Source organism: Bacillus infantis, from assembly GCF_020171945.1.
GTDB lineage: Bacteria > Bacillota > Bacilli > Bacillales > Cytobacillaceae > Bacillus_AB > Bacillus_AB infantis_A.
Genome location: NZ_JAIVAP010000003.1, coordinates 378,218 through 401,909 on the forward strand (window position 1 = coordinate 378,218; position 23,692 = coordinate 401,909).

24 protein-coding genes and 1 tRNA gene are annotated in these 23,692 nt (G+C 47.0%); 19 read left to right on the forward strand and 6 right to left on the reverse strand.

The annotated features are described in order from the left end of the window. Window positions 1-4: 4 nt before the first annotated feature. The 12 genes from LCM00_RS08650 to LCM00_RS08705 all read left to right on the forward strand — a co-directional run bounded on the left by LCM00_RS08650 (window position 5) and on the right by LCM00_RS08705 (window position 11,245). A complete protein-coding gene (locus tag LCM00_RS08650; RefSeq protein ID WP_224900224.1) occupies window positions 5-778 on the forward strand; it encodes an SDR family oxidoreductase in 774 nt (257 codons plus the stop codon). 101 nt (window positions 779-879) lie between these two features. After that, a complete protein-coding gene (locus LCM00_RS08655) occupies window positions 880-2,496 on the forward strand; it encodes a long-chain-fatty-acid--CoA ligase (protein ID WP_224900227.1) in 1,617 nt (538 codons plus the stop codon). 127 nt (window positions 2,497-2,623) lie between these two features. Beyond that, a complete protein-coding gene (locus tag LCM00_RS08660) occupies window positions 2,624-3,187 on the forward strand; it encodes a TetR/AcrR family transcriptional regulator (protein WP_224900230.1) in 564 nt (187 codons plus the stop codon). A gap of 66 nt (window positions 3,188-3,253) precedes the next feature. Next, a complete protein-coding gene (locus LCM00_RS08665; RefSeq protein ID WP_224900615.1) occupies window positions 3,254-4,141 on the forward strand; it encodes a 3-hydroxyacyl-CoA dehydrogenase family protein in 888 nt (295 codons plus the stop codon). Then, window positions 4,141-4,920 (forward strand): enoyl-CoA hydratase, encoded by a 780-nt coding sequence (locus LCM00_RS08670; protein ID WP_224900233.1) that lies wholly within the window; start codon window positions 4,141-4,143, stop codon window positions 4,918-4,920. Before LCM00_RS08665 ends, LCM00_RS08670 begins: the two co-directional genes overlap by 1 nt. A gap of 13 nt (window positions 4,921-4,933) precedes the next feature. Further along, complete coding sequence (locus LCM00_RS08675) at window positions 4,934-5,350, forward strand: acyl-CoA thioesterase (RefSeq protein ID WP_224900235.1); 417 nt, start codon at window positions 4,934-4,936, stop codon at window positions 5,348-5,350. A 17-nt stretch (window positions 5,351-5,367) separates the two neighbouring features. Further along, window positions 5,368-6,435: a phosphotransferase family protein gene (locus LCM00_RS08680; RefSeq protein ID WP_224900237.1), complete on the forward strand. Its 1,068-nt coding sequence runs from the start codon at window positions 5,368-5,370 to the stop codon at window positions 6,433-6,435. A gap of 36 nt (window positions 6,436-6,471) precedes the next feature. Beyond that, entirely contained in the window at window positions 6,472-7,215 is a 744-nt protein-coding gene (locus LCM00_RS08685; RefSeq protein ID WP_224900239.1) for a 2-phosphosulfolactate phosphatase, read from the forward strand. A 34-nt stretch (window positions 7,216-7,249) separates the two neighbouring features. Continuing rightward, window positions 7,250-9,016: an acyl-CoA dehydrogenase family protein gene (locus tag LCM00_RS08690; RefSeq protein WP_224900242.1), complete on the forward strand. Its 1,767-nt coding sequence runs from the start codon at window positions 7,250-7,252 to the stop codon at window positions 9,014-9,016. A gap of 105 nt (window positions 9,017-9,121) precedes the next feature. Continuing rightward, window positions 9,122-9,901 (forward strand): enoyl-CoA hydratase/isomerase family protein, encoded by a 780-nt coding sequence (locus tag LCM00_RS08695; protein WP_224900245.1) that lies wholly within the window; start codon window positions 9,122-9,124, stop codon window positions 9,899-9,901. 12 nt (window positions 9,902-9,913) lie between these two features. Then, the gene (locus LCM00_RS08700) at window positions 9,914-10,885 is read left to right on the forward strand and encodes a quinone oxidoreductase family protein (protein ID WP_224900248.1); all 972 of its coding nucleotides are present in this window, start codon (window positions 9,914-9,916) and stop codon (window positions 10,883-10,885) included. 105 nt (window positions 10,886-10,990) lie between these two features. Continuing rightward, window positions 10,991-11,245, forward strand: coding sequence for a stage VI sporulation protein F (locus LCM00_RS08705; RefSeq protein ID WP_224900255.1), 255 nt, complete (start codon window positions 10,991-10,993; stop codon window positions 11,243-11,245). A gap of 56 nt (window positions 11,246-11,301) precedes the next feature. Here the strand turns inward: LCM00_RS08705 and LCM00_RS08710 are convergent, their stop codons facing one another. Beyond that, a complete protein-coding gene (locus LCM00_RS08710; protein ID WP_224900259.1) occupies window positions 11,302-13,587 on the reverse strand; it encodes a UvrD-helicase domain-containing protein in 2,286 nt (761 codons plus the stop codon). A 234-nt stretch (window positions 13,588-13,821) separates the two neighbouring features. On the opposite strand from LCM00_RS08710, the gene LCM00_RS08715 reads away from it, so the two are divergent. Beyond that, complete coding sequence (locus LCM00_RS08715; RefSeq protein WP_224900261.1) at window positions 13,822-14,118, forward strand: hypothetical protein; 297 nt, start codon at window positions 13,822-13,824, stop codon at window positions 14,116-14,118. Between the two features lie 21 nt (window positions 14,119-14,139). Here LCM00_RS08715 and LCM00_RS08720 read toward each other — a convergent pair whose 3' ends face one another. The 4 genes from LCM00_RS08720 to LCM00_RS08735 all read right to left on the reverse strand — a co-directional run bounded on the left by LCM00_RS08720 (window position 14,140) and on the right by LCM00_RS08735 (window position 17,328). After that, window positions 14,140-14,814, reverse strand: a complete 675-nt coding sequence (locus LCM00_RS08720; protein WP_224900263.1) for a DUF421 domain-containing protein — start codon at window positions 14,812-14,814, stop codon at window positions 14,140-14,142. Between the two features lie 346 nt (window positions 14,815-15,160). Beyond that, on the reverse strand, window positions 15,161-15,586 hold the full coding sequence (locus LCM00_RS08725; RefSeq protein ID WP_224900265.1) for a GNAT family N-acetyltransferase: 426 nt from the start codon (window positions 15,584-15,586) through the stop codon (window positions 15,161-15,163). Window positions 15,587-15,589: 3 nt separating this feature from the next. Next, window positions 15,590-16,108, reverse strand: a complete 519-nt coding sequence (locus LCM00_RS08730) for a YjcG family protein (RefSeq protein ID WP_224900267.1) — start codon at window positions 16,106-16,108, stop codon at window positions 15,590-15,592. A gap of 497 nt (window positions 16,109-16,605) precedes the next feature. Continuing rightward, entirely contained in the window at window positions 16,606-17,328 is a 723-nt protein-coding gene (locus LCM00_RS08735; protein WP_224900269.1) for an alpha/beta hydrolase, read from the reverse strand. 311 nt (window positions 17,329-17,639) lie between these two features. On the opposite strand from LCM00_RS08735, the gene LCM00_RS08740 reads away from it, so the two are divergent. The 3 genes from LCM00_RS08740 to LCM00_RS08750 all read left to right on the forward strand — a co-directional run bounded on the left by LCM00_RS08740 (window position 17,640) and on the right by LCM00_RS08750 (window position 21,294). Continuing rightward, complete coding sequence (locus LCM00_RS08740; protein ID WP_224900271.1) at window positions 17,640-18,638, forward strand: TAXI family TRAP transporter solute-binding subunit; 999 nt, start codon at window positions 17,640-17,642, stop codon at window positions 18,636-18,638. 174 nt (window positions 18,639-18,812) lie between these two features. Next, window positions 18,813-19,343 (forward strand): DUF1850 domain-containing protein, encoded by a 531-nt coding sequence (locus LCM00_RS08745; RefSeq protein ID WP_224900274.1) that lies wholly within the window; start codon window positions 18,813-18,815, stop codon window positions 19,341-19,343. Next, window positions 19,333-21,294, forward strand: a complete 1,962-nt coding sequence (locus tag LCM00_RS08750) for a TRAP transporter permease (RefSeq protein WP_224900277.1) — start codon at window positions 19,333-19,335, stop codon at window positions 21,292-21,294. Before LCM00_RS08745 ends, LCM00_RS08750 begins: the two co-directional genes overlap by 11 nt. 173 nt (window positions 21,295-21,467) lie before the next feature. Here the strand turns inward: LCM00_RS08750 and LCM00_RS08755 are convergent, their stop codons facing one another. Further along, on the reverse strand, window positions 21,468-21,692 hold the full coding sequence (locus LCM00_RS08755; RefSeq protein WP_224900280.1) for a WYL domain-containing protein: 225 nt from the start codon (window positions 21,690-21,692) through the stop codon (window positions 21,468-21,470). A gap of 171 nt (window positions 21,693-21,863) precedes the next feature. Here LCM00_RS08755 and LCM00_RS08760 point away from each other — a divergent pair, with 171 nt between their 5' ends. The 3 genes from LCM00_RS08760 (at window position 21,864) to LCM00_RS08770 (ending at window position 23,667) form a co-directional block, all read left to right on the forward strand. Next, window positions 21,864-22,691 carry an ATP-binding cassette domain-containing protein gene (locus LCM00_RS08760; protein ID WP_224900283.1) on the forward strand — a complete coding sequence of 276 codons (828 nt, stop codon included), beginning with the start codon at window positions 21,864-21,866 and terminating at the stop codon, window positions 22,689-22,691. Beyond that, window positions 22,688-23,392 carry a hypothetical protein gene (locus tag LCM00_RS08765; protein WP_224900286.1) on the forward strand — a complete coding sequence of 235 codons (705 nt, stop codon included), beginning with the start codon at window positions 22,688-22,690 and terminating at the stop codon, window positions 23,390-23,392. Before LCM00_RS08760 ends, LCM00_RS08765 begins: the two co-directional genes overlap by 4 nt. Window positions 23,393-23,595: 203 nt before the next feature. After that, a tRNA-Val gene (locus LCM00_RS08770) sits at window positions 23,596-23,667 on the forward strand. Window positions 23,668-23,692: the final 25 nt, after the last annotated feature.

The window sequence follows — 23,692 nt, forward strand, 5'->3', positions numbered from 1 at the left end:
AAAGATGAATGTGATGGGACTTTTTGATCTTAAAGGGAAAACGGCGATTGTCACCGGCGGCGGAAGAGGCCTGGGGGCCCAGATTGCTGAAGGGCTGGCAGAAGCAGGCGCCAATATCGTAATCTGTTCACGGAAGGTTGAGGCCTGCAGGGAAACCGCTGCCCATCTTGAAAGCCTTGGTGTAAGAGCTCTTGCGCTGCAGTGTGATATATCTAATCCGGACGAGGTTCAGCAGACTGTAGACAGAACAGTGGAGGAGTTCGGCACAATTGATATCCTTGTCAATAATTCCGGTGCGACCTGGGGGGCGCCTGCCGCAGAAATGCCTCTTGAAGCATGGAAGAAAGTCATCGATGTCAATGTGACCGGAACCTTCCTCATGAGCCAGGCTGCTGGGAAGGTGATGATAGAGCAGAAGAGCGGCAAAATCATCAATATAGCTTCAGTTGCAGGCCTCGGAGGGACAGATCCGCGTGTCATGGATACACTCGGTTATAACACGAGCAAAGGTGCAGTCATCATCATGACAAAAGATTTGGCAGTTAAATGGGGGAAATACAATATTAATGTGAATAGCATTGCCCCTGGTTTCTTCCCTACAAAAATGTCGCAGGCCATCATTGAACATGGAAAAGATCCTATCCTTGATGCAACACCCCTCAAGCGCTTCGGTACTGACCAGGATCTGAAGGGGGCAGCGCTTTTCCTTGCATCGGAGGCATCAAGCTATGTAACAGGCAATGTACTGGTGGTAGACGGAGGGACACACGCAATGTAGAAGATGGATGTGTCTGCTGACTGCAGAAAAAATTGTAAGCCTTTTCATTTTCCTTTGGTATTCCGCTATTAAACTATGCTTTTAATACAGGAGGTATAAAGATGAGCACAAAGAACTGGCTTGCCCATTATCCGGATTCTGCTGAAAGAGAGGTGGAGATCCCTGACATTACTCTCCCGAAAATGCTGGAAGATACAGCAGAAAAATATCCGGAGCATATCGCATTATCTTTTTACGGAAAGAAGATTACCTACCAGGAACTTCAGCAGCATGTCAGACTGTTTGCTGCTTCCCTGCAGGCAAGCGGGCTTGAGAAAGGCGGAAGAGTCGCTGTCATGCTCCCTAACTGTCCGCAATATGTCATTTCCTATTACGGCATCCTTGCCGCCGGCGGGATCGTCACCCAAGTGAACCCGATGAGTGTGGAAAGGGAAATTGAATATATTTTAAATGATTCGGGTGCAGAAAGAATGGTTGCCCTCGATGCATTTTATCCAAAAGTAAACAGTGTCCGCAGCAGCACGCCACTTAAAGAAATCATAGCAGTAAGCCTCCAGCCTACCGCCGTGGATTTTGGCGAAGACAGCACCTTTGAGAGCTTTCTGCAGCGGGGCAAGGGAAATTTTGCACCGGCAGTGCTGGAGCCGGAGCATGATACAGCCGTACTCCAATATACAGGGGGTACGACAGGCCGGTCCAAGGGGGCCATGCTGACCCACAGAAATATTATTGCCAATGTAGTGCAGTCTTACGAGTTCTTCAAGCAGACTATTGATATTGGTGAAGAACGCTATCTGACTGTCATTCCGCTGTTCCATGTATTTGGCATGACATCCTGCATGAATCTATCGATTTATACTGCTTCTGAATCCATCATGCTGCCAAGGTTCGAACTTGAAGAGGTGCTGGAAACGATTAAAAATGAGCAGCCGACAGTCTTCCCGGGTGTTCCGACGATGTACGGAGCTATTACAAATCACCCCAGGGCGGAGGAATACGGCATCGACAGCATTGAAGTCTGCAACAGCGGCAGCGCCCCGATGCCTGTCGAGGTGCTGAAGGAGTTTGAAAGAAAGACGGGTGCTGTCATCCTGGAGGGCTACGGGCTTTCTGAAGCCTCTCCTACCACACACTGCAACCCGGTATTTGCAGCCCGCAAAGCGGGGAGTGTAGGGATCGGTTTTCCTTCAACTGACTATAAAATAGTGGATTTGGCATCAGGAAGCGAGGAAGTCCCTGCCGGTGAGCTCGGCGAAGTTATCATAAAGGGGCCGCAGGTGATGAAGGGCTATTGGAATATGCCTGAGGAGACGGCTCATGCGCTGCGGGACGGCTGGCTTTATACAGGGGACATTGCAAGGGTGGACGAAGAAGGCTACCTATATATCGTCGACCGGAAAAAAGATATGATCATTGCGAGCGGCTATAACATCTATCCGCGTGATATCGAAGAAGTGCTCTATGAGCACCCTGCCGTCCAGGAAGCAGTGGTGATCGGCGTTCCTGACGCTTACAGGGGAGAGAATGTCAAAGCGGTCATCGTCCTTAAATCGGGCAAACTGGCGGACGAAAAGGAAATCATTGAATTCTGCCGCGCCAATATGGCTGCCTATAAGGTGCCGGGCATCATTGAATTCAGGGATGCACTCCCAAAAACAAGTGTTGGAAAAATCCTCCGCAGAGCATTGCGGGAGGAAGCCGGAACAGGCAGGCGCTAGGCATGGCAGTGCACGGCACCTTTCCCGGCATCTGAAAAAAAGGCTTTCCGATGGGCATTCCTTAGGAAGGGACATCCAATTCATGGTATAATCTCTGGCGATATTCAAAGATTGAGAGGACATCATTATGAAGGAAAAAATAACAGAACAGAGCATCCGCTTATTTGACAAAAAAGGGTTCAGCGAGACATCAATCCAGGATATAGTCGATTCAATCGGAGTGACCAAAGGAACCTTCTATTATTATTTTTCAAGCAAGGAAGAACTGCTGATGGATATACACCTCCGTTATATAGACGATCTTCTGTCACAGCAGGAAAAAATCCTGAAAGACAGCAATGCCGATTGCAAAGGGAAATTGTATGATGTAGTCGCCATGCTGATCGGAAGCATTGAAAATCAGGGGGCAAGCGCCAAAGTCTTCTTCAGGGAAATCAGGAATCTGAGTGAAGAGAGGCTGAGTCAGATTATTCCGAAGAGGGACCGGTTCAGGACCAATATTGAAGCGTTGATATCGGAAGGCATCAGGACGGGGGAGTTCAGAGCCGATCTTAATGCCCCCATCATTACATTCGGCATTCTGGGTGCTGCCAACTGGAGCTACCAATGGTTCAATCCCAAAGGAAGTGCTCCGGACTATGAAGTAGCACGCATATTTACCGATATGATCCTGAATGGAATTAATGCTTAAAAGCAGGCAGGAACATCTCTTCTTATAGAAAACAAGAGGTGCGGAATAGTGATATTAAAGGAGGAAATGCTGATGGCTTTGACAGTGAAAAACATTACTGTGGTTGGTGCAGGGCAGATGGGCCACCAAATTGCGATGCTTTGTGCATTGGGAGGATTTGAAACCACCCTGCATGACATGCAGGAAGAAGCGTTGGATCAGGCACAGGAAAAGCTGCGCGGAATTATGGATAAATGGGCAGCCAAAGGGAAGCTGCCTTCAGAAAAGATAGAGGCTGCATTCAGCAGGCTCCGCTGCACATCTGATTTTGGGGAAGCTGTTAAGTCTGCCGATTTTATCATTGAGGCGGTCGTTGAAAAGCTTGAGGTTAAGAGAGAAGTATTTTCAAGGCTTGAGGAACTGGCGCCGCCGCATGCCATATTTGCGACGAACAGCTCAACCATTGTCAACAGCCTGCTGGCCGATGCGGCAGACAGGCCGGAAAAGACAGTCAATATGCATTTCTTCTTTCCGCCGCTTGTGATGGACTGCGTAGAGGTTGTTATGAGCAGCCGGACTTCCGGAGAAACGGCTGAGACAGCGATGGAAGTATGCAAGGCAATCAACCGGACGGCTGTCCTCCTGAAAAAAGAGATTTCAGGGTTTGTCGCCAATCGTATTCTTGGGGCGCTGCAGCGTGAGGCTGTTCAATTATATGAACAGGGCATTGCAGACTACAAGGATATTGACATCATCTGCAGAAAAGCGCTTAACCATCCGATCGGCCCCTTTGAGCTGATGGACTTGTCAGGAATAGATGTCGGCTATTATGTAATGGAGCAGCGCTATGCAGAAACAGGGGATCCACTAGACAAGCCTGCCGCCTGTATTGAAGAAAAAGTGAAGGAAGGCCACCTGGGCAGAAAGACAGGAAAAGGCTGGTATGAGTATGGGAAAGAGGGAGCGGTGCGCTGATGGGAAATTATGTGGATATTCATTTGGAAGATAAAACCGCGGTTCTGACAATCATGAATCCGCCGCTTAATGTGCTGAGCAAAAAGGTATTCCAGGAGCTGGGCGAAGCCTTTGAATCTCTTAGAACCAATGACGAGATAGTGGCTGTCCTTCTAACTGGGGCTGGAGATAAAGCATTTGTTGCAGGGGCTGACATTAAGGAATTTCCGGAGATGATGAGCAATCCCCGCATGATTGATGATGTAATGGCTACGCATGAAGTGCTAGACAGCATAGACCTGTTTCCAAAGCCTACTATCGCTGTACTGAATGGCCTTACATTCGGAGGCGGATGCGAGCTTGCCCTTGCATGTGATATCAGGATTGCGGAAGAGCATGCTCAAATCGGTCTCCCGGAAATAAAGCTGGGCCTTTTTCCCGGCGGCGGGGGAACCCAGAGGCTGCCACGGCTGATCGGTGAAGCAAAGGCCAAGGAACTGATGTACACAGGTGAGCCTGTTTCGGCAGAAGAGGCTGCAAGGATTGGCCTCGTCAATAAGACGGCAGCTTCCGGGGAAGGCATGAAAACCGCAAGAGAGCTTGCAGACAAAATAGCCGGCCATTCGCTTCAGGCCCTTTCCAGAATCAAGCAGGCGGTGGATGGAGGCCTTGACAGGACTTTAGAAGAGGGCGTGAAGCTTGAAGCCAGCCTGTTTGAAGAGGTCTTCCGCACAGATGATATAAAAGAAGGAGTTAAGGCCTTCATCGAAAAAAGAAAAGCGGAATTCAAGCACCGTTAAGGGAGGATGCCCCATGCAGGAAACACAGGTCAAAGTCCGGTTTTGTGAAACAGATGCCCTGGGCCATGTGAATAACACAAGCTACTTCGTTTACTTGGAGGAAGCCAGGATAGAGCTCTTTGAATCGCTTGGCTACAGCATGGATACCAGGAAGTGGAGCTTCATCCTTGCTTCCACAAAATGCGATTTTCTGAATCAGGGCTATTTCAATCAAAAACTTTCCATCACAACTTATGTTTCGAAAATAGGGAATAAGAGCTTTCAGCTGGAGCATGAAATTCTTTGCGCACAAACAAAAGAGCCTATAGCCAAAGGGAATGCTGTCATCGTTTATTTTGACTTTGAAGCACAAGAGAGCAGCTCCTTGCCGGATCACCTCAGGGAAGGGCTAAAAGCATACCTCTACGAAAAGAATAATTTGAAAATTTGAAAAAGGAGGCGCTGTACATGCCTGCCGGCAAAGACACAATAATGGTAAGAAAAGGGGAAGAGCTGGATTTGGACAGCCTTGTCATGTTCCTGGAGAGCAAAGTGGACTCATTCCCGGGCGGGCCTCTTGAAGTACTTCAATTCTCAGCCGGGCATTCAAATTTAACCTACCAGCTGAGATCGGGGGATTGGGAGGCAGTCCTGAGGCGTCCGCCCCTCGGCCCGGTGGCTGCCAAAGCCCATGATATGGAACGTGAATTCATCATTCTGAAGGAACTGAACAGCATGTTCTCCCCTGCACCTAAGCCCATCATCTATACGGGGGACGACAGCATTATCGGAAGTCCATTCTTCCTGATGGAAAGGAAGAATGGGATTGTATTGGATACAGAATTTCCAGGGCATATCGCTCCATCCGTGGAGGTTTGCCGGCATCTGTCACAGACCATGGTCGATAAGCTCTCTGAGCTGCACTCTCTTCCTTACCGGGATACGGGACTTGAAAAGATCAGCCGTCCTGTAGGGTTCATGGAGAGACAGGTCCACGGATGGATCAGCCGTTATGAGAAGGCGAAGACTGAGGAAATCAAAGAGGCAGCTGCGCTCACCAAATGGCTTTCGGCAAACGTCCCTTCCGAGAGCGGATATAGCATCATCCATTATGATTATAAGCTGAATAACAGCATGTTCGATCATAAATTGGAAGCTATGACAGGGCTGTTCGACTGGGAAATGTCAACGGTTGGGGACCCGCTTGCAGACCTGGGGGCTGCCATGAGCTATTGGATTCAGGAGGACGATCCCGATCTGCTGAAATATGGTCTTGGCAAACCGCCGGTAACTGCCTTGAAGGGCTTTTATTCCCGGAAGGAATTTATGGAGGCGTATGCAAAGCGAAGCGGGAGGGATATAAGCGGCATGAACTTCTACCTGACCTTCGCCTACTTTAAGCTTGCTGTCATTTGCCAGCAAATCTATTACCGCTATAAGAAAGGGCAGACAGCCGATAAGAGATTTTCCCAGTTTGACAGGTTTGTCAGAAGCCTTATCCAGCACAGCTCAAGTATTGCTTATGAAAAGATATAACAGGAATGCAGGTCAGTATTTTACCGGGAGGCACCTATGGGCAAGATTCATCTGCTGCTGAAAAAGGAAGAAATCAATGAACAGAAACTGCGGGAAGGCAGCAAAATAGCAGTTGTGCTGGATATCCTGCTTGCAACTACAAGCATCACCTCGGCATTAAAGGATGGAGCGGCCAATGTCATCCCTGCAGAAAGCTGTGAAAAAGCGAAAACCCGGTTTGACTCGGGAGATTCCGGCGGGATGCTCCTTGCCGGGGAATCTAACGCACGTCCTGTCGCAGGCTTTGTTTATCCAAGTCCGAAGATTCTTAGGCGGCAGGTAAGCGGAAGAACGCTTATCCTTGCGACTACGAACGGGACGGTTGCCCTTGCAAAGGCAGAGGCGGCAAAAAAGGTATATGCTTCGTCCCTATTAAATAACTTTGCGGTAGCGGAAGCAATCAGTGAAGAAGATGGGGATCCAACCATTGTCATCATCTGCGCAGGAAATTCGGGGGAATTCAGCCTTGAGGATTTCTTTGGAGCAGGGCATTTGATTGATTGCCTCAAAAGAGCAGGAAGGGAGCCTTATGAGCTGACAGATGCAGCCCTGGCGGCGTTGCTCTTCTTTCAGGCAAAGCGGGAAGATGCGGAAGAAATTTTATCCAATTCCTATGTCGGCGGCCTGCTGGCCCGCCATGGCCTCAGTGATGACCTTTCCTTTGCGGCCGGCTTAGACAGTATTCATATTGTCCCGGTTTATAAGAATGGCCTTATTTCGGCAGCAAAGGTGTGCAAATAGGAAGGCATATTTTTAAAAAAGAGGAGTGAGCAGCATGGCAAAAACAAAGAGCATGGGCTCCGGGTTTCTGTTAACGGAGATTGATGAAGGCCAATTGTTTACACCAGAAGATTTTACTGAAGAACACAAAATGATCGGCACTTCAGCGAGGCAGTTCATTGAGCAGGAAGTGGCCCCTTTAAAAGAAGAAATCGAAAGCCAGGATTTCGGGCTTGTAAAGGAGCTGCTGAAGAAAGCCGGAGATCTCGGGCTGCTGGCACACAGCATCCCTGAACAGTACGGCGGGCTTGGGCTGGATAAAATCACCAAAGGGATTGTGGGTGAAAATATCGGCGCCTCCAGCGGCTATGGTGTAGCCCATTCCAATCATACTTGTATTGCCACCCTGCCGATCACATATTTTGGAACAGAAGAGCAAAAAAATAAATATCTGCCTAAGATGGCGTCCGGAGAGTATATCGGCGCCTATTGCCTGACAGAGCCGAATGCAGGATCTGACGCTCTTTCCTCCCAGACTGTGGCACGCCTCAATGAAGAGGGGACACACTATATTTTGAACGGGACGAAGCTTTATATCACCAATGCGGCATTTTCAGATACCTTCATTGTCTACGCCAAGATTGATGGAAAGGATTTTACCGCCTTTATCCTGGAAAAGGATTTTCCAGGCCTGATTCTGGGGCCTGAAGAAAACAAAATGGGCATCAAAGGCTCCTCAACCAGGTCTGTCATTTTGGAAGATTGCGAGGTGCCGGCTGAAAATATGCTCGGGGAGCAGGGGAAAGGCCATGTAATCGCCCTGAACGTCCTCAATCTGGGCCGCTTCAATCTGGGGTCGGCCTGCATGGGTGCAGCCAAATACAGCCTAAAGAAAGCAGTGCAATATACCCAGGAGCGGATGCAGTTTAAACGAAAGATTTCTGACTTCCATGCCACAAAAGAAAAAGTGGGAAAAATGGCAGCACGGATATATGCCTCAGAATCTATGCAATACAGAACAGCAGGCCTGCTTGAAGAGGCGCTGGGCGATATAGGGGACAGCGCTGATTCACGCCTTGCAGGAAAGAGGATGAGCGAGTATGCATCAGAGTGTGCTGTCTGCAAGGTATTTGGATCAGAAACCCTTGATTATGCAGCAGATGAAACATTGCAGCTTTATGGGGGAGCCGGATTTATAAAAGAATACGGCATCGAACAGATATACAGGGACTCCAGGATCAACCGGATCTTTGAAGGAACGAACGAAATCAACCGGCTCCTCATTCCGGCGGGCTTGTTTAAGAAAGCAGCAAAGGGAGAAGTGGATTTCAGGGAGCTGACCGAAGAAGCGGCATCCGCCATCCTGCAGCCTGCATCGTTTAATGGGGCCCTGGCAATGGAAAGGGAAGCAGTCTCTCTGATGAGAAATGCGTTTCTGCTCGCTGCTGGCCTGGCTCTGCAGGTTCACGGCCAGCAGATTTCTGAGGAACAGGAAACGCTGATGAAGCTTTCTGATATGGCTATATCATTATATGCGGCCGAGTCGGCAGTCTACAGAACATATAAAAGCATCAATAAAGCCGGGGAAGATGCAGCTGCTTTAAAAATCGACCTTGCCGGATCCTATCTGGAAGAGGCGCTGTGGGAATGCGAAAAAGCCTTCAGGACTCTCTCTTCTGAACTGGCATTACGGGAAGGTGAAAAAAAGCTCGCTTCCGCTGTTGAAACCGGGTTCAGAAGAATACAGCTTGAAGGGGGGGGCTTCAGCCGAAACCGGAGAATTGCTGAAAGGATCTATAAAGCAAACCGTTATGTATGCTAGAAGGAGCAGAAAAACCTTGAGGAGCTTTGCAATGTGGACCGGCTGTTCCTGCCGATCGAGGCTTTCTCATGTCCAAACCTTTTACGACTGAATGGGGGAGAAAACATGGATAATAGACATCTGCTTTCTGAAAAAAAAGACAGTGTCCTGCTTTTAACGCTGAACAGGCCGGACAGCCTGAATGCTTTCAGCAGTGAAATGATTACCGGCCTGACACAAGCATTCCGCCAGGCAGATGAGGATGAGGAAATTAAGGCAATCGTCTTATCCGGCGCAGGCAGATCTTTCACTGCAGGCGGAGATGTAAAGACAATGGGGCAGGCGGGGCCTGCAGAAATCTATGAACATATCGGAAAGCTCAATGAGTGCATTTTAAGCATAAAAGCGTCAAGCAAGCCTGTCATCGCAGCTGTTCATGGATTTGCAGCAGGTGCTGGCTTCAATCTGGCACTGGCATGTGATTTGATCATCGCGGCAGATGACAGCCGCTTTGCAATGAGTTTTTCACAAGTAGGACTTATTTCAGATGGAGGGGGATCATTTTTCCTTCCCCGGCTGATCGGGCCGCATCTCGCTAAGGAGTTTTTCTTTTCTGCTGAAGCGATTCCCGCGGACAGGCTGCTGCAGATGGGAATTGTCAGCAGAATTGTACCAGTCACCGAGCTAAGAGGTGAAGCATTGGCAATGGCAGAAAAGCTGGCATCAGGCCCTGTCAAAGCATATGGGATGATGAAGAAGGTGATTGACCGCGCCCATTCCTCTACGCTTGATGAGATATTGGAACAGGAACGCCTCATCCAGACGATGATGGCCGGTACAGAAGATCATTTAGAGGGAATTGCTGCATTCAAAGAAAAACGGAAGCCGCAATTCCAGGGAAAGTGAGGGGGAACCTATATGAAGGCAATTCAGTTAAAGGAATACGGAGGACCTGGTGTCCTGAAGCTCGTTGAACTGGACATTCCAGAGCCAAGGGGGCATGAGGTGCTGATTCAAATCCACTCGATTGGCGTTAACTATGCCGATACTGCAAGGAGAGAAGGCCAGTATGTGGTAAAAACCCCTCTCCCCTTCATTCCTGGGGCGGAAGTGGCAGGAGTGGTCAAGGCAGCTGGCGAAAAAGCGGGATTAGTGCCGGGGACAAGGGTAGTGGCACTGATTGAATCCGGCGGATATTCGGAATATGCCATTGCCGACAGCAGGGGGCTCATTCCCATTCCGGAAGGACTGAACTTTCATGAGGCAGCGGCACTGCCCCTCCAGGGACTGAGCGCCTATCATATTTTAAAGACAATGGGGAGGCTTCAAAAAGGAGAAACTGTTCTTGTCCATGCAGCTGCAGGAGGTGTGGGAACACTGGCTGTCCAGCTTGCCAGGATATTCGGGGCTGGAAAGATTATTGCGACAGCCAGCTCAGAGCAAAAACTCGGGCTGGCCCGGGACCTGGGAGCTGACGTTCTGGTGGACTATACAGAAAGCGGATGGGAAGAGAAAGTAATGGAAGCAACAGGGGGCAAGGGGGCCGACCTGGCACTTGAAATGGCCGGAGGAGAGGTATTCGCTAAAACCATGAAGTGTCTCGCTCCGTTTGGAAGGGTGGTCGTCTATGGAGTGGCGAGCGGAGAGCAATACAGAATGTACCCATCCTCTCTGATGGCACGGAACCAGTCTGTGATTGGGTTCTTCCTTCCGCAAATCATGAAAATGCCGGAGCTTCTTCATACAAGCATGACGGAACTGCTCGGCTACCTGGCAGAAGGAAAATTAAAGCTGACGGTAGGCGGAATCTATCCGCTGGAGGAGGCTTCATTTGTCCATGAACAGATGCAGGGGAGGAAAACGAGCGGCAAACTGATTTTAACGCCTTAAAGCAGGATGAAGGCCACTTTTTAGGCTTTTCTTCTTATTCATTTCACCTTTTCAGCCCTCCTTCATACTATATAAAGTAGTTTAAGAAGGAGGCTTGAATTCAGCATGGATAATGGATTCTTTAAAAATATCGAGAAGAAAACGGGCGTTAATATGAAAGATATTCTGGATTTGGCGAATTCTTTGCAGAATGCAAATTTCAAGGATGAACAAACAGTCCGCAGCGTAATCCGCAGGGTATCCCAAATTGCCAATAAGCCGGTCCCAAAAGCAACAGAGGATAAAATTGTACAATCCATCGTCGCGGACGGCAAACAGCTGGATTTTAACACAATCAGCCAGATGATTAATAAAAAATAATCTGCAGAAAAGGACTTGGAGCGAGCCAAGTCCTTCTTTGCCTTCTTATGGGAATTTCAGCTCCTTACCGGTGCAAGGAACCTGGAGGGCTTCGCCTTTTTGCCCCGCCTTTTCTGCGGGACAGATATAAACAGCTCCTCCTGTGCCCGTGTAACCGCTACATATAATAGCCTTCTCTCCTCTTCCAGCGGATCAGGGTCCCCATTCCTGTAAGCTTCAAGGGCAAAATCATGGGGGATACTCCCGTCAACAGCCCCAATGATATAGACAGTCTTATATTCAAGGCCTTTTGACCGGTGGATTGTACTGAGGGTTATGCTGTTGTCCCTAATATTGCCAGGCTTTTTCATTTCTTTATTCATGGCGCGCATATGCTCGGCATGCTCAAGAAATTCCGCTATGCTCTCAAAATTATTTGCAGCTACCTTCAGGTCGCGGATATCATCCGAGCCTTTTTCCATGCTGGAGCCTTCCAGCCCGCGCTTTTTAAGAAAGTCATTAAATCCAAGTTCTTTTCCAATCATATCAATAGCAGCGGCAGGGGTCTTCGACTTGATGGAACGAATCGATGGGACGGCCCTTGCCAGCTTTTTCTCCTGAAAAGCAAATCCGGTTTTCACATCAGCAAGGCACTCGAGAAGAGTCCTGTCGGTCAGGATGCTTTCTGCTTTCAAGTCCTGCAGCACCGATTGCTTCAGGAAGAGCGCCGGCAGAATACTCTTGATGGATTCCTGGCTATCCTCATCAAGAGACAATCTTAAGAAAGCCAGGAGGGTCCGCACTAGATAACGGTCATAAAATGACTCGGCATCCTGGTCGATCCTGAATGGCAGGCTGGAATTGGCCAGCCTTTCAAAAATGGCCCTCATGCCTGCATGTGTCCTGAACAATACCGCGAATTCCCCTGGACTTCCGCCCTGGGAAATCTTCTCCTGGATATCGGTCACAATCATCGTCGCTTCTTCTTCCTCATCTATCGGGAAGAAGAGGAGCGGCTTTCTTGCCTTTGAATACTGGGCCTTCATCTTTTTGTCGCGCCGCTGTTTATTTTTGACAATAATGCTGTTTGCGGCGGTCACGATTTCATGTGCGGAACGGTAGTTCTGTTCGAGAACAACGACACTGGCAGCCGGGAAATCTTTTTCAAATTCGAGCAGGTACCGCGGGTCGCTTCCCCGGAACGCATAAATGGACTGATCATCATCCCCGACTGCACAAACATTATTGCTTTTGGCGGAAAGCATCTTGATCAGCTCATACTGGACTTTGTTGATATCCTGGAATTCATCAATAAGAAAATATTGAAAGCGGTTTTGATACGATTCCAAAATATGGGGGTGCTCCTGGAAAAGCCGGTAACAGCCAAGAAGCATATCATCAAAATCGAAGAGCCTGTGATTCTCTTTATATTGTTCATAGAGCTTGTATAATTCTGTGACCGTTTTATCCCAATCAGTCTCAGGCTTTGTATGATGGGGAAGAATAAGAGAGTTCTTCCAGAAGCCGATTTTCTGCAGAGCCAGATCAAAAGCGAATTCCTTTTCATCGATTTTCAGCTCTTTTGCTGCTCCTTTTAAAATCTGCTCGCGCTGCCATTCTTTTTTTAGCAGCTTTTGGGAGTTCCATCCTTCTCTGTCATGGAAGGAGAGAATCCGGTAAAAAATGCTGTGGAAGGTGCCGGCAAGGAGCTGCTGCGCCTGGGCAGACTTTATGCCTGGATAGTCAATCAGCCTTCTTTTCATTTCAGCAGCAGCTTTAGCCGTGAATGTAACCAGCATAATGGATTTTGGGTCTATTTTCAGCTCTTGGAGCATATAAGCAGTACGGGTGGTTAATACCCTCGTTTTTCCGCTGCCGGCCCCGGCCAGTACAAGGAGAGGTCCGTCAATATGCGATACAGCAGCAGACTGTGAAGCATCCAATTTGAATCCATTGTCTGCGAGATCTTTTAAGTACCCGCTGCCAGCTTTGTTTTTAGAAGGCATAGACTGGAAAGGGGCACCTGTTTTTACAAAAGAAGCTTCCTGGAACACAGAAGGAGGAGTTGTCTCAGCTGTGATTGACCTCGACTTTGGCAGCCTGAACCCGCCCGCAGAGACCTCCGCTTCAACCGGCTCTTTTTTCACCTCGTTCAATGCCTCCTCTGCATCACGGCATTCAGCATTGGAATGAAGATGGTAGAAGTGGGGGGGACCCTGTATCCCCAAGTACATCCTCACCCGCTCTCCGCATGCAGGACAGAATAGATGGCCCTTTTTGCCTGCATCATAGATTTTTTGGAATTCTTCGCGGCTGTAGTTTTCTATATTAATAGTCTGTTGCCGGTAAACAGCAGTTTTCATGAACAGTCATCCCCGTTTTTCTAATTCATCTTAATATGTATTGAATACCCAAAAACTGGGCTTCCTACTTGAAAAAATTAAATATTTTATACCCATAAACATGCCGAAGCCGGCGAAATCTATCATAACAAAACCAGTCACTTAAAAAAAGGAGTTTCCGCAGTTTATCTCCCGGGCCAGGGGGGTAAGGAAGAACAATATACATTTTCGGAAAAGTATGGAAAAGAGCTTGAAATGGAGGAATGGACTATGGGGTATATCGTGCCTTTCAATCATTATCAATACAATCAGTATGCTGTGAGGGACTTGGATAAAAAGCAGGATCCATTCCGGCTGTATCCAGTTTCAAGGGTGAACAGAGTGGAGAATGACACACAATGGTTCCAGCCGGAGCAGCTGTTCCAATTTTCACGTCCTGCCGAGGCGCGATACTCGGAGGAAAAGCCGGCGAGAAAGGTCAATGAACAGACCGTTGAAAGAGTGTACGGGGACATGACAGGTAAAGGAACACTTTTCAGTGAATCTGTTTAGTGGCATAAAGAAAGGGAGAGCCTAGAAGGTCTGCACATGCAGAGGCTCTCCCTTTTTCCATTCAGCATAAAGCACATCTTTGACAGTTTCAGCTCCCCAGCCCTTCAATTCCGATTGAAGTTTGTTTTCATCCCAATGAATCATATGAAGATTATCCAGAACAATTTCACCGTCAAGCACCAGTGTGACAGGAAGCTCTTCCGGCTGCAGCTGGATATTGAAATCCTTGGCTGCAGGGGAGCTGTATGGCGGCTTTTTCAGCACACTTACTGTCCCATCCGTCTCCAGTATCGCATATTCGCATTCACGTATAGAGAAAATATCCTTGGACCTCAGCAGATGCTGCAGCTGATTGATGTCAAGGTGATTCTTCTTTAAAGAATCGTACACAATCTGCCCCTTTTTAATGACGATCGATGGTTCTCCCTCCAGAAAACGGCGCATTCTTTTAAACCTCTGTGTCAGATACTCAGTGAAATAAATTAATATTCCCCATAAGAAGACGGCAAACAGGATCTGGCCCAGGCCGATTTTTTCATCGAATAATGCATTGCCCACCAGTTCCCCCAAGACAAGGGCAGATACAAAATCAAATGTCGTGATTTGGGTGATCTGCGTTTTACCCAGAAATTTAGTGATTAAAAAAAGAGCGGCAAATCCAACCACGAGCTCTGCGAAAATATGCAGATATTCCATCATTATTACTCCTTTTAGTCCATATTATTTTCATAGTATGTCCAGATATGGAGGGAATTATTGACTGGAATGAGTATTCAATAGGAAAGGCGCCCTTGAATAAGGGCGCCCTGGTTCTTGTATAGGAATTAATAAATTGTAAGCCTTGGGGATAAATATCAATTCTTGATCAACGTCCAGCAGCTGCGCCGAGGACACAAGCTAAACCTCCCAAAAAGGCAAAGAACGCCTTTCAGGGAGGTTCGTCTTGAGGCCCCGAGGAAGCTGGTCATGCAGATGTTGCCACAGGACGTGGCGTTCTTAGTCTGCGTTCCTTAAGGTGATCAAGGCGCTTGCGCTTTTGTTCTTATAAGTATTTTTTCATCGTGCGGTGAGGGATGCCTGCATCCATAAATTCCTCAGAAACCACTTCATAGCCCAGTTTACTGTAAAAAGGGATAGCCTGTGTCTGGGCATTCAACTTAACAGCAGGAAGTTTCTGCTCTCTGGCAAGCTCTTCAATTTTATCCATGACAGCCTTGCCAGCCCCGATTTTGCGTGAATCCTTAAGGACGCAGATCCTTTCTGCCTTCCCGACCCCATCCACGACCCTGTACCTTCCGGCTGCTGCCGGAAGCTGGCTGTCATCGTAGAGAATGATATGGACGGCTTTCTTTTCAAACTCATCGTACTCTTCTTCTTCTGGAACCTGCTGTTCGTCTATAAAGACGATTCTCCTGATTTTGTATACATCTTCAATCTCTTGCTGTTCAACTGCTTTCTTTACTATCACGATTTATGATTCCTTTCCAAAACGAAATGTTTCATATACTGTCCAAGAGCCGTTTTCCAGCTGATAAAGCAGATGGAATCGGTCGATTGTTTCCTCATAATTGATGCGCTCCATCCGGAGTGAGCCGAAGACATCGGAGTGCTCGTCATCCGAGAGCTTTTGCCCGACTGTAATATGCGGAACAAATGCATATTCCTGATTTTCGCCGCCAGGGAATATCTGATTAATTTCCGTATGGAGTGCATCCAGGTAATCATCAGGTTCAACCTTAAGATAAATAACGTTATTGACCGGCTGAAAAGAGCTGAACTTATTGACCTTCATATTGAAAGGCCTTGCATTCTCCGCTGCTTTATGAAGCCTATCGGAAAGCGATTCTGCCTGCTCATCAGTTGCCTCAAAAGCACCTTTCAATGTCAAGTGCGGCGGAATGAGAGCATAATGCGGGTCATAGCGCTTCCGGTAGGAATTGGCCAGATCTTGAAGTTTCTTTGCAGGAAATATAACTATTCCATATTTCATCCTGAATACCTCCATTGATAAAAATGATAAGCACATATATAAGATTTGTTTATCTATTATAACAAATTTTCCGACTTCAATGATAGTAGGTCCTTTTTTAAGACGTTTGTTTTGAAATCGAAAAAGTGTATTTAGGAGTGAAGACGTCTTATGCCGGGGCATGCAGGAAGCGGGCCATGCGGACGCTGTAACAGGGCTTGGCGTACTTAGTGCGCGTTCCTTGCTGGGCAAGCGCACTCCGTTTTTCTAATTGTCCAGCTCCAAAGCCTAGCCCCTCGAGTCATAAGCCACACAAGAATTAAAGGCAAAGAACGCCTTTTATTCTTATGCGTCTTATGCTTGTCGGGGCTGAACAAGGCTTTTCCGCATTTCTTATTGTCCAGCTCCGGGCGCTAGCCCCTCGAGTCATAAGCCGCTTCAGGATTGAAGGCAAAGAACGCCTTCTATCCTGAAGCGTCTTATGCTTGTCGGGGCTGGGCAAGCGCCCTCCGCTTTTCTTAAAGCATGTGCTTCAAAGCTCTTTTAAAGTCCGGCTGCCAGTATTTCCAGGTATGATTGCCTTCGAATTCGTCGTAGAAATATTGAAAGCCTCTTTCAGACAAAATGGAGGAGAGGCTTCTATTGGGTGTAAGGAAGTCTTCTATTTCTCCTTTTGTCGTTTTTACTTCTGTCTCTTGCGTGCCGATTACATGATAAATATTCAGCAGGCCGGGGGTTGGGAAGCTCCGGGCAGCTTCAAGGATGCTTTCGTCCACATAAGGAGATTGAAGGATCGTTTTCCCGAAGGTATTAGGATATTCCAGCGAAGCCAGGAGCGAGACGGAGGCGCCGAGGGAATCTCCTGCCAAGATGCGGCCCTGTCCCATTTGATAGGTAGGAAATTCTGCATCAAGGTAAGGCACAAGCTCATGTGCCAGGAATCGTATGTACGCCCTGTGCTTATCTCCCTCCGGATGGTATTTGCTTCTGCGGTCATGCACATTTTTATATGGGATGCCCGCAATGATAACGTTTTCTATTTCCCTGTTGTGAAGGAGCTCATCCGCTGCCCGTCCTGCCCGTCCCATTTGGAAATAATCCTTTCCATCCTGGGCGATAAGAAGGGAATATTTATAAAGGGGAGAATAAGAGGCAGGAAGATAGATAAGTATATCCAGCTCTTCTCCCAGCTCCCTGCTCTGAAAAGAGACCTCTTTTATCGTTCCTTTTTGAATTTCCATGCCAGACCTCCATAAACAGCTTTGTAAGCCTTTTAAAAGGAATTCTAACATAAGAATTTAATAATTGCCCAATCTGTGCATCTTATTGGTTCAGCTGGTCTGCAGGAATGTGTTATGATTGGATAATAAACCCAATTTTAAATAGGGGATAATCCTTTTTTAACAGAATGCCAAAATTGTTTTCCTCGCCGGCAAAACCGCTCCATTCCTGGTTTTCGGACCGCCCCGGGAGATGGTAATTGACAATTGTGTAAAAGTTTATGTTAAAATAAACTTGAGAAATTCTAAGTAAAAAAAGAGGGGGAAATTCTATGAAAAGAAAAAGTTTTCTACTTTCAGCAGCATTGCTGCTGGCGCTTTCTATGATTCTGGCTGCCTGCGGCGGCAATTCAGATGAAGGCGGTTCAGACAATGGAGGAGAAGGCGGATCAGAAAAGCCTAAATTCCTCAGCATCGTTACCGGTGGAACCGGCGGTACATACTTCCCGCTTGGAGGCGCATTCGCGGATATCATTTCCGATGAAACTGGCATCCAGGCCAATGCTGAAACATCAGGCGCTTCTGCCGAAAACATGAATACGCTTAAAGATGGAAATGCTGAAATTGCTTTTTCACAAACTGATATTGCCTCTTATGCAAAAGACGGAAAGCTGATGTTTGAAGGTGCTGCTGTTGACAATGTCAGCGCTATCGGAACGCTTTATCCTGAAACTATCCAAATTGTCACTACCGCTAAATCCGGCATCAAATCTGTTGAGGATTTGAAAGGCAAGAAGGTTTCTGTCGGTGCTCCTGGTTCAGGCACAAATCCGAATGCCGAGCAGATTCTTGAAGTGCACGGAATGACATTTGATGACATCGACAAGCAGGATCTTTCTTTTGACGAGTCTACTGCCGGTATTCAGGATGGAACTATCGATGCGGCTTTCGTAACTGCTGGGACTCCTACTGGTGCTGTTGAAGGTCTTTCAGCGACTGAAGATGTAGTCATTGTTCCGATTGAACAGGACAAAATCGATGCTCTGATTGAGAAGTATCCTTATTATATCCAGGATGAGGTTCCATCCGGCACTTATGGCCTGTCTGATGCAGTAGCAACTGTTGCTGTACAGGCGATGCTTGTGGTGTCAAATGACCTTTCTGATGATACTGTTTACGACATTACTAAGGCTATTTTCGAAAACACAGATAAGATCACACACGCAAAAGGCAAATTGATCACAGCTGAAAGTGCTCTGAACGGAGTAGGCATCGAGGTGCACCCGGGAGCTCAGAAGTATTTTGACGAAAAAGGCGTAAAAGCCGAATAGTCTGCTGATTTTTTCTAAATGGCTTCACCCTGGCCGGCGCTGAAAACCTGAACAGGTTACCGCGCCGGTCAATTCTCTTTAAGAGGACCTGAAGTTTAAGTCAGCCATAGCCCAATGAGAGATGGGCCTGGCGAAGGCGCCGCCCTTCATCCCATTTTCTAAAAGGGGGTCCTGATGAAAAAACGAACAAGATTGAAGAGAGCATTATTGCTGCTTCCCCTCTTAATTGCTGCCATTGCAATTATTATCTTTATCCCTTACAAAAAAGCACTCGTTATTCAATACCAAAATACAGGCAAAGTGCTTGCCTATATCCCTTTCACCGAGGAAGAATTTTTTAAAATAAAATATACCCATTCAATCCATCTTTCAGATGTGGTAGAGAGCTATAAACCAACCAAGGATTTGAAGATCCAGCAATACGAGCTTATGTATGAGGATTTTGCAATCGGCATGCCTGATAACGCCTCCGAAGGTGAGGTATTTGAACAAAAGGACGGGAAATACTATATCCGGAATATGAATAGAGTTTTCCCTCATTTTGATATGCGGACAGGCAAGGTCAGGGCAAATCATAGAATTATATATAATGGAACCGAGTATCCTATGGCAGGTTTTATCGAGCCGGGAACATGGGTAAGATTTACAATTGATAAAATAAACATTTACCAGCAGTTGGAAGGAGTGAATATCCTTGAGCAATAAAGGAGAAACACTGACTCAGGAACAGCAGCAGGAGCTGCTCGAAAAATATGATCCCGAAGCGGGGACGCGAAAGCTGAAGGGAGTGCTGGGATGGGTTGTCTTTTTAGGCTTGCTGTCCTTCTCTTTATTTCAGCTGTACACTGGAATATTCGGTGTATTGACTGCCCAGCTTCAGCGTTCCATCCACTTGGGATTTGCACTTGCGCTTATTTTTCTTCTTTTCCCGGCGAGGAAAAAGGACAGGGGAAAGAAGCATAAAGTAGCCTGGTATGACTTGATCCTTGCCATTGCTGCAGTTGCAGTGGGGGCATACTGGCCGCTTATGATCGATGAAATCGTAATGAGGGTCGGCCGTTTGACTGATCTTGATTTTTATATTGGACTTACAGCAATCATTCTTGTACTTGAGGCAACCAGGAGGGCAGTGGGGCTTCCTATAACCATCATTGCTGCACTTTTTCTTGCGTATGCCCTGTACGGCCCATATATGCCTGGATTCCTTGCGCACAGGGGACTCGATCTGCAGCGGCTGGTACAGACAATGTTCTTTACAACCGAAGGGATACTGGGGACGCCGCTAGGGGTCTCTGCTACCTTCATCTTCCTGTTCCTGCTGTTCGGGTCATTCCTGGTAAAAACGGGAGTGGGGCAATATTTCAATGACCTGGCTGTCAGCATCGCTGGAAAAAGGACAGGGGGACCTGCCAAGGTAGCGATTTTCTCCAGTGCACTGCAGGGAACAATCAGCGGAAGCTCAGTTGCCAATGTGGTAACTTCAGGTTCTTTTACAATACCGATGATGAAAAAGCTTGGATATAAGAAGGAATTTGCCGGAGCGGTGGAGGCTGCTGCTTCCACAGGCGGACAGCTTATGCCGCCAATCATGGGAGCGGCAGCATTTCTCATGGTCGAATTCATTGGCGGAGGCATCACCTACTGGGATATTGCCAAAGCAGCAGCGATTCCTGCCCTTCTTTATTTCACGGGAATATGGATCATGACCCATTTTGAAGCGAAAAGAATAGGGCTCAGGGGCCTTAAGAAAGAAGAAATGCCAAACCGCAAAGAAGTGCTGAGCAAGATCTATCTGCTTCTGCCTATCCTGGCAGTTGTGATCCTGCTTATGAGCGGTATGAGTGTAATTAGGGCGGCTCTTTGGTCTATCCTCATTACAATAGCAGTCAGCGCTATCAGAAAAGAAACCAGGATTAATTTTAAAGATGCTATTGACGCGCTCGTTGACGGGGCAAGGACTGCCCTTGGTGTAGCAGCTGCTACCGCGGCTGCCGGCATCATAGTCGGTGTGGTTACCAAAACGGGACTCGGTCTGAAGCTGGCAAATGGACTGCTTGATCTGGCTGGCGGTGCTTTAATACCGACGCTTATGCTGACCATGGTAGCTGCAATTGTCCTGGGAATGGGTTCTCCGACAACTGCGAACTATGTTATCACATCAACCATTGCAGCTCCGGCTATCATTTTACTTGGTGTGCCTGATTTATCAGCTCACTTGTTTGTTTTTTATTTCGGCATCATTGCCGATATCACACCGCCTGTTGCGCTTGCGGCTTTTGCCGCTGCAGGGGTCTCCGGAGGGGAGCCGATCAAGACCGGGGTCAATTCGGCGAAGCTGGCGATCGCGGCCTTCATCATTCCATATATGTTCGTTCTGTCACCAGAATTATTAATGATAGATACTACTTGGTATTATCTGATATGGGTGGTCTTTACCGCTTTGGCAGGAATGACCGCAATTGGGGCAGGTGTAATCGGCTACTGGTTCAGAAGATTGATGTGGTTTGAGCGTCTAATCGGAATTGTCGGCGGGTTATGCCTCATTTATCCGGAAGGGTACACAGATATTGTTGGTCTTGCGTTATTTGCAGCTCTTATCATCCTTCAGTTCGTTATTAAAAGGGATGATTCACTAAAGCCGCAGACTGCAGGCTGATTTACAAAGGGAGTCCAAATTAGGCTCCCTTTTTTTGAATGATTGAAATTGTGTTAATATGGTTTGGGAGGGAAATTTTTGAAATGATGGCTTGATCGTAAATTGCTGGTTACGGTGGGAGAAAAATTTTGATGGCTAAAGCAGAAGAGCTAATTCCAATACAAATATTGAAATTAGCTGATTTTCCGATATGTCTGCTCTTTTTCCGGCATGAGCGAGAGAATGTTTTCAAGCTTGAAGATTCTCATTTGCCTTCTTGTGAAGCAATAGGCAAGAACTGTAGTTCCGTTTATATCTTTCACTAGAATCTTCCTGTGTGTCAGTTTATTCTTGGCGGAAAGATAGATTACTTGAATAGCAATATTCTTTTCCATTGATCTGTATAAAATGCCTTTCATTTAGTTTTCCTCCTATTAAGCCATCCAGGGCTTTATTTCTTGTATTTTTATTATATGCGAACAGATGTTCTTTTTCAAGTGCAGAGCATTACTTTTTTCATTTTTTTACATTTTTAATGTCATTATAAGTAACTGGTGCTTGCTTTAGAGAAAATCGTCCAGGGGATTGTGATGAATAAACATATGATTGAATTAATTGGAGCAGAAAAAAACATAAAAGGGAACAGGATTCTCAATGGAATTCATATTAGGCTGGACCAGGGGGAGCGGGCAGCCATAATCGGGCACAACGGCTCTGGGAAAAGCACCTTATTGAAACTGATGGCGGGATTTATTGAACCTACTGCCGGGAGCGTAAAAAGGAGGACCAAGAAGATTGGGTTTGTTCCTGAACATTTCCCAGATCAAAATCGGTTCAGAATGAAAGAGTTTCTTTTGTATGCCGGAAGAATGGGAGGCCGAACGAAGCCAGAGCTTGAGGAGGAGATTGAATATTATGCTGAGTTATTCCATGCAGAGGGGTTTCTGGAAACTCCCTTGAAGAACTGCTCTAAGGGAACGATGCAGAAGGCTGGGATCATCCAGGCCCTTCTGCTGCAGCCGGATGTTCTCCTCCTGGACGAGCCTTTGACCGGACTGGACGAAGAAGCCCAGCAGGCATTCCTCAGATACCTTCCAGGCCTTAATGGAAAAATGGCCATTGCTTTTACTGCTCATGAAAGCTTTCTTGTCAGAGAGGCGGCGGACAGGGTGATTACATTGGAAAACGGTTCTGTTATATCTAATGTTAATAATATTGCAGAAGCCGTGAAATACATAAAAGTCCTAGTTCCGGATATTTCTATCCTAAAAGAGTTGCCGGCTGTTCAGTATAGCCAATTGGACCACAACCTCTTTATCATTAAAGAAGCAGCTTCGGCATCAGATATCCTTCTGAAAAGCCTTCTTAATTCTGGCTGTTCAATAGTTGAAGTGATAGAAAGGGGGGGAGTGTTTTGATGGCTTTTCTTCAGTATCAGCTCAGGAGTGTAATCAGATCATACAGATTCCTGCCTCCCTATACTGTTTATCTGGTCTGGATTTTCGTATTGTACACCTACGAAGGGGCACCCGTCCTTAGCAGCTACGCGGTCTCATCGATTGCTTTATATTTGTGTACAGCCTGGCTGGGCATGCTTTTCTTTCCGCTGGATCAGGAACAGGAGAAGTTTATCCTGATGTCACACCTGGGCAGCAAAAAGAAATACCTTGCTGGCAAGGCGGCTGCTGTGTTTGTTTCCTCCCTGCCGCTTATGCTAATTGCCATCTACTTTCCTGTGATCACAGGCAGATTTAGATTGGAAATGGAAGTTTCATTTTACCTGCTGGCTTTCTATGCCCATATTATGCTGGCCATACTCGGGCTGCTTGTATCAATGCTTTTCTCTGGCGGAAAGACCGCGGACAAAAGGTATGCCTGGCTGGCTGCCGTTCTCATACTGACAGCTTCATTAGCAGCGGAATCAGTTGAGGATGAGTGGAAGGGATCTTCCTGGTTCCTATGGCTGCTGCCCCCTGTCATGAGGGCACTGAGCTATCTAAGCCAGGGGGAAACAGCAGTGAAGCTGGTCCCATTACTTAAAGACAGCCTGTTTATAGTCACTTATTGCTTGGCAGCAGCTGCTGCAGGAATTCGTTTATACTTAAAAAAGGAAGCGTGAATAGAACATAGCCGGTTAAGATCCCAGTTTAACAATGTGGTTAGGGGGGGCTGTTGAAAATGCCTTTCAGGCAATAGAGACTTTCTCCCCAAAATGTCTTAAACCGGCAGTAATAAAAAAGTATATAGCAAAATGAAAAAATCTCTGAAAAAGTATTGACTTTGACCTGAAAATGAATATAATTAAATATGTAGTTAAGACACGATCTGATAGTTCAGCGGGAGAATACTTCCTTGACAGGGAAGGGGTCGGGGGTTCGAATCCCTCTCAGATCATACTTGTGAAATGCCCGGCAGTATA

Bases quoted from the DNA above. Each gene is read 5' to 3' on its own strand.
- LCM00_RS08650 (WP_224900224.1), top strand. From the start codon at position 5: ATGAATGTGATGGGACTTTTTGATCTTAAAGGGAAAACGGCGATTGTC.
- LCM00_RS08655 (WP_224900227.1), top strand. From the start codon at position 880: ATGAGCACAAAGAACTGGCTTGCCCATTATCCGGATTCTGCTGAAAGA.
- LCM00_RS08660 (WP_224900230.1), top strand. From the start codon at position 2,624: ATGAAGGAAAAAATAACAGAACAGAGCATCCGCTTATTTGACAAAAAA.
- LCM00_RS08665 (WP_224900615.1), top strand. From the start codon at position 3,254: ATGCTGATGGCTTTGACAGTGAAAAACATTACTGTGGTTGGTGCAGGG.
- LCM00_RS08670 (WP_224900233.1), top strand. From the start codon at position 4,141: ATGGGAAATTATGTGGATATTCATTTGGAAGATAAAACCGCGGTTCTG.
- LCM00_RS08675 (WP_224900235.1), top strand. From the start codon at position 4,934: ATGCAGGAAACACAGGTCAAAGTCCGGTTTTGTGAAACAGATGCCCTG.
- LCM00_RS08680 (WP_224900237.1), top strand. From the start codon at position 5,368: ATGCCTGCCGGCAAAGACACAATAATGGTAAGAAAAGGGGAAGAGCTG.
- LCM00_RS08685 (WP_224900239.1), top strand. From the start codon at position 6,472: ATGGGCAAGATTCATCTGCTGCTGAAAAAGGAAGAAATCAATGAACAG.
- LCM00_RS08690 (WP_224900242.1), top strand. From the start codon at position 7,250: ATGGCAAAAACAAAGAGCATGGGCTCCGGGTTTCTGTTAACGGAGATT.
- LCM00_RS08695 (WP_224900245.1), top strand. From the start codon at position 9,122: ATGGATAATAGACATCTGCTTTCTGAAAAAAAAGACAGTGTCCTGCTT.
- LCM00_RS08700 (WP_224900248.1), top strand. From the start codon at position 9,914: ATGAAGGCAATTCAGTTAAAGGAATACGGAGGACCTGGTGTCCTGAAG.
- LCM00_RS08705 (WP_224900255.1), top strand. From the start codon at position 10,991: ATGGATAATGGATTCTTTAAAAATATCGAGAAGAAAACGGGCGTTAAT.
- LCM00_RS08710 (WP_224900259.1), bottom strand. From the start codon at position 13,587: ATGAAAACTGCTGTTTACCGGCAACAGACTATTAATATAGAAAACTAC.
- LCM00_RS08715 (WP_224900261.1), top strand. From the start codon at position 13,822: ATGGAGGAATGGACTATGGGGTATATCGTGCCTTTCAATCATTATCAA.
- LCM00_RS08720 (WP_224900263.1), bottom strand. From the start codon at position 14,814: ATGGAATATCTGCATATTTTCGCAGAGCTCGTGGTTGGATTTGCCGCT.
- LCM00_RS08730 (WP_224900267.1), bottom strand. From the start codon at position 16,108: ATGAAATATGGAATAGTTATATTTCCTGCAAAGAAACTTCAAGATCTG.
- LCM00_RS08735 (WP_224900269.1), bottom strand. From the start codon at position 17,328: ATGGAAATTCAAAAAGGAACGATAAAAGAGGTCTCTTTTCAGAGCAGG.
- LCM00_RS08740 (WP_224900271.1), top strand. From the start codon at position 17,640: ATGAAAAGAAAAAGTTTTCTACTTTCAGCAGCATTGCTGCTGGCGCTT.
- LCM00_RS08745 (WP_224900274.1), top strand. From the start codon at position 18,813: ATGAAAAAACGAACAAGATTGAAGAGAGCATTATTGCTGCTTCCCCTC.
- LCM00_RS08755 (WP_224900280.1), bottom strand. From the start codon at position 21,692: ATGAAAGGCATTTTATACAGATCAATGGAAAAGAATATTGCTATTCAA.
- LCM00_RS08760 (WP_224900283.1), top strand. From the start codon at position 21,864: ATGAATAAACATATGATTGAATTAATTGGAGCAGAAAAAAACATAAAA.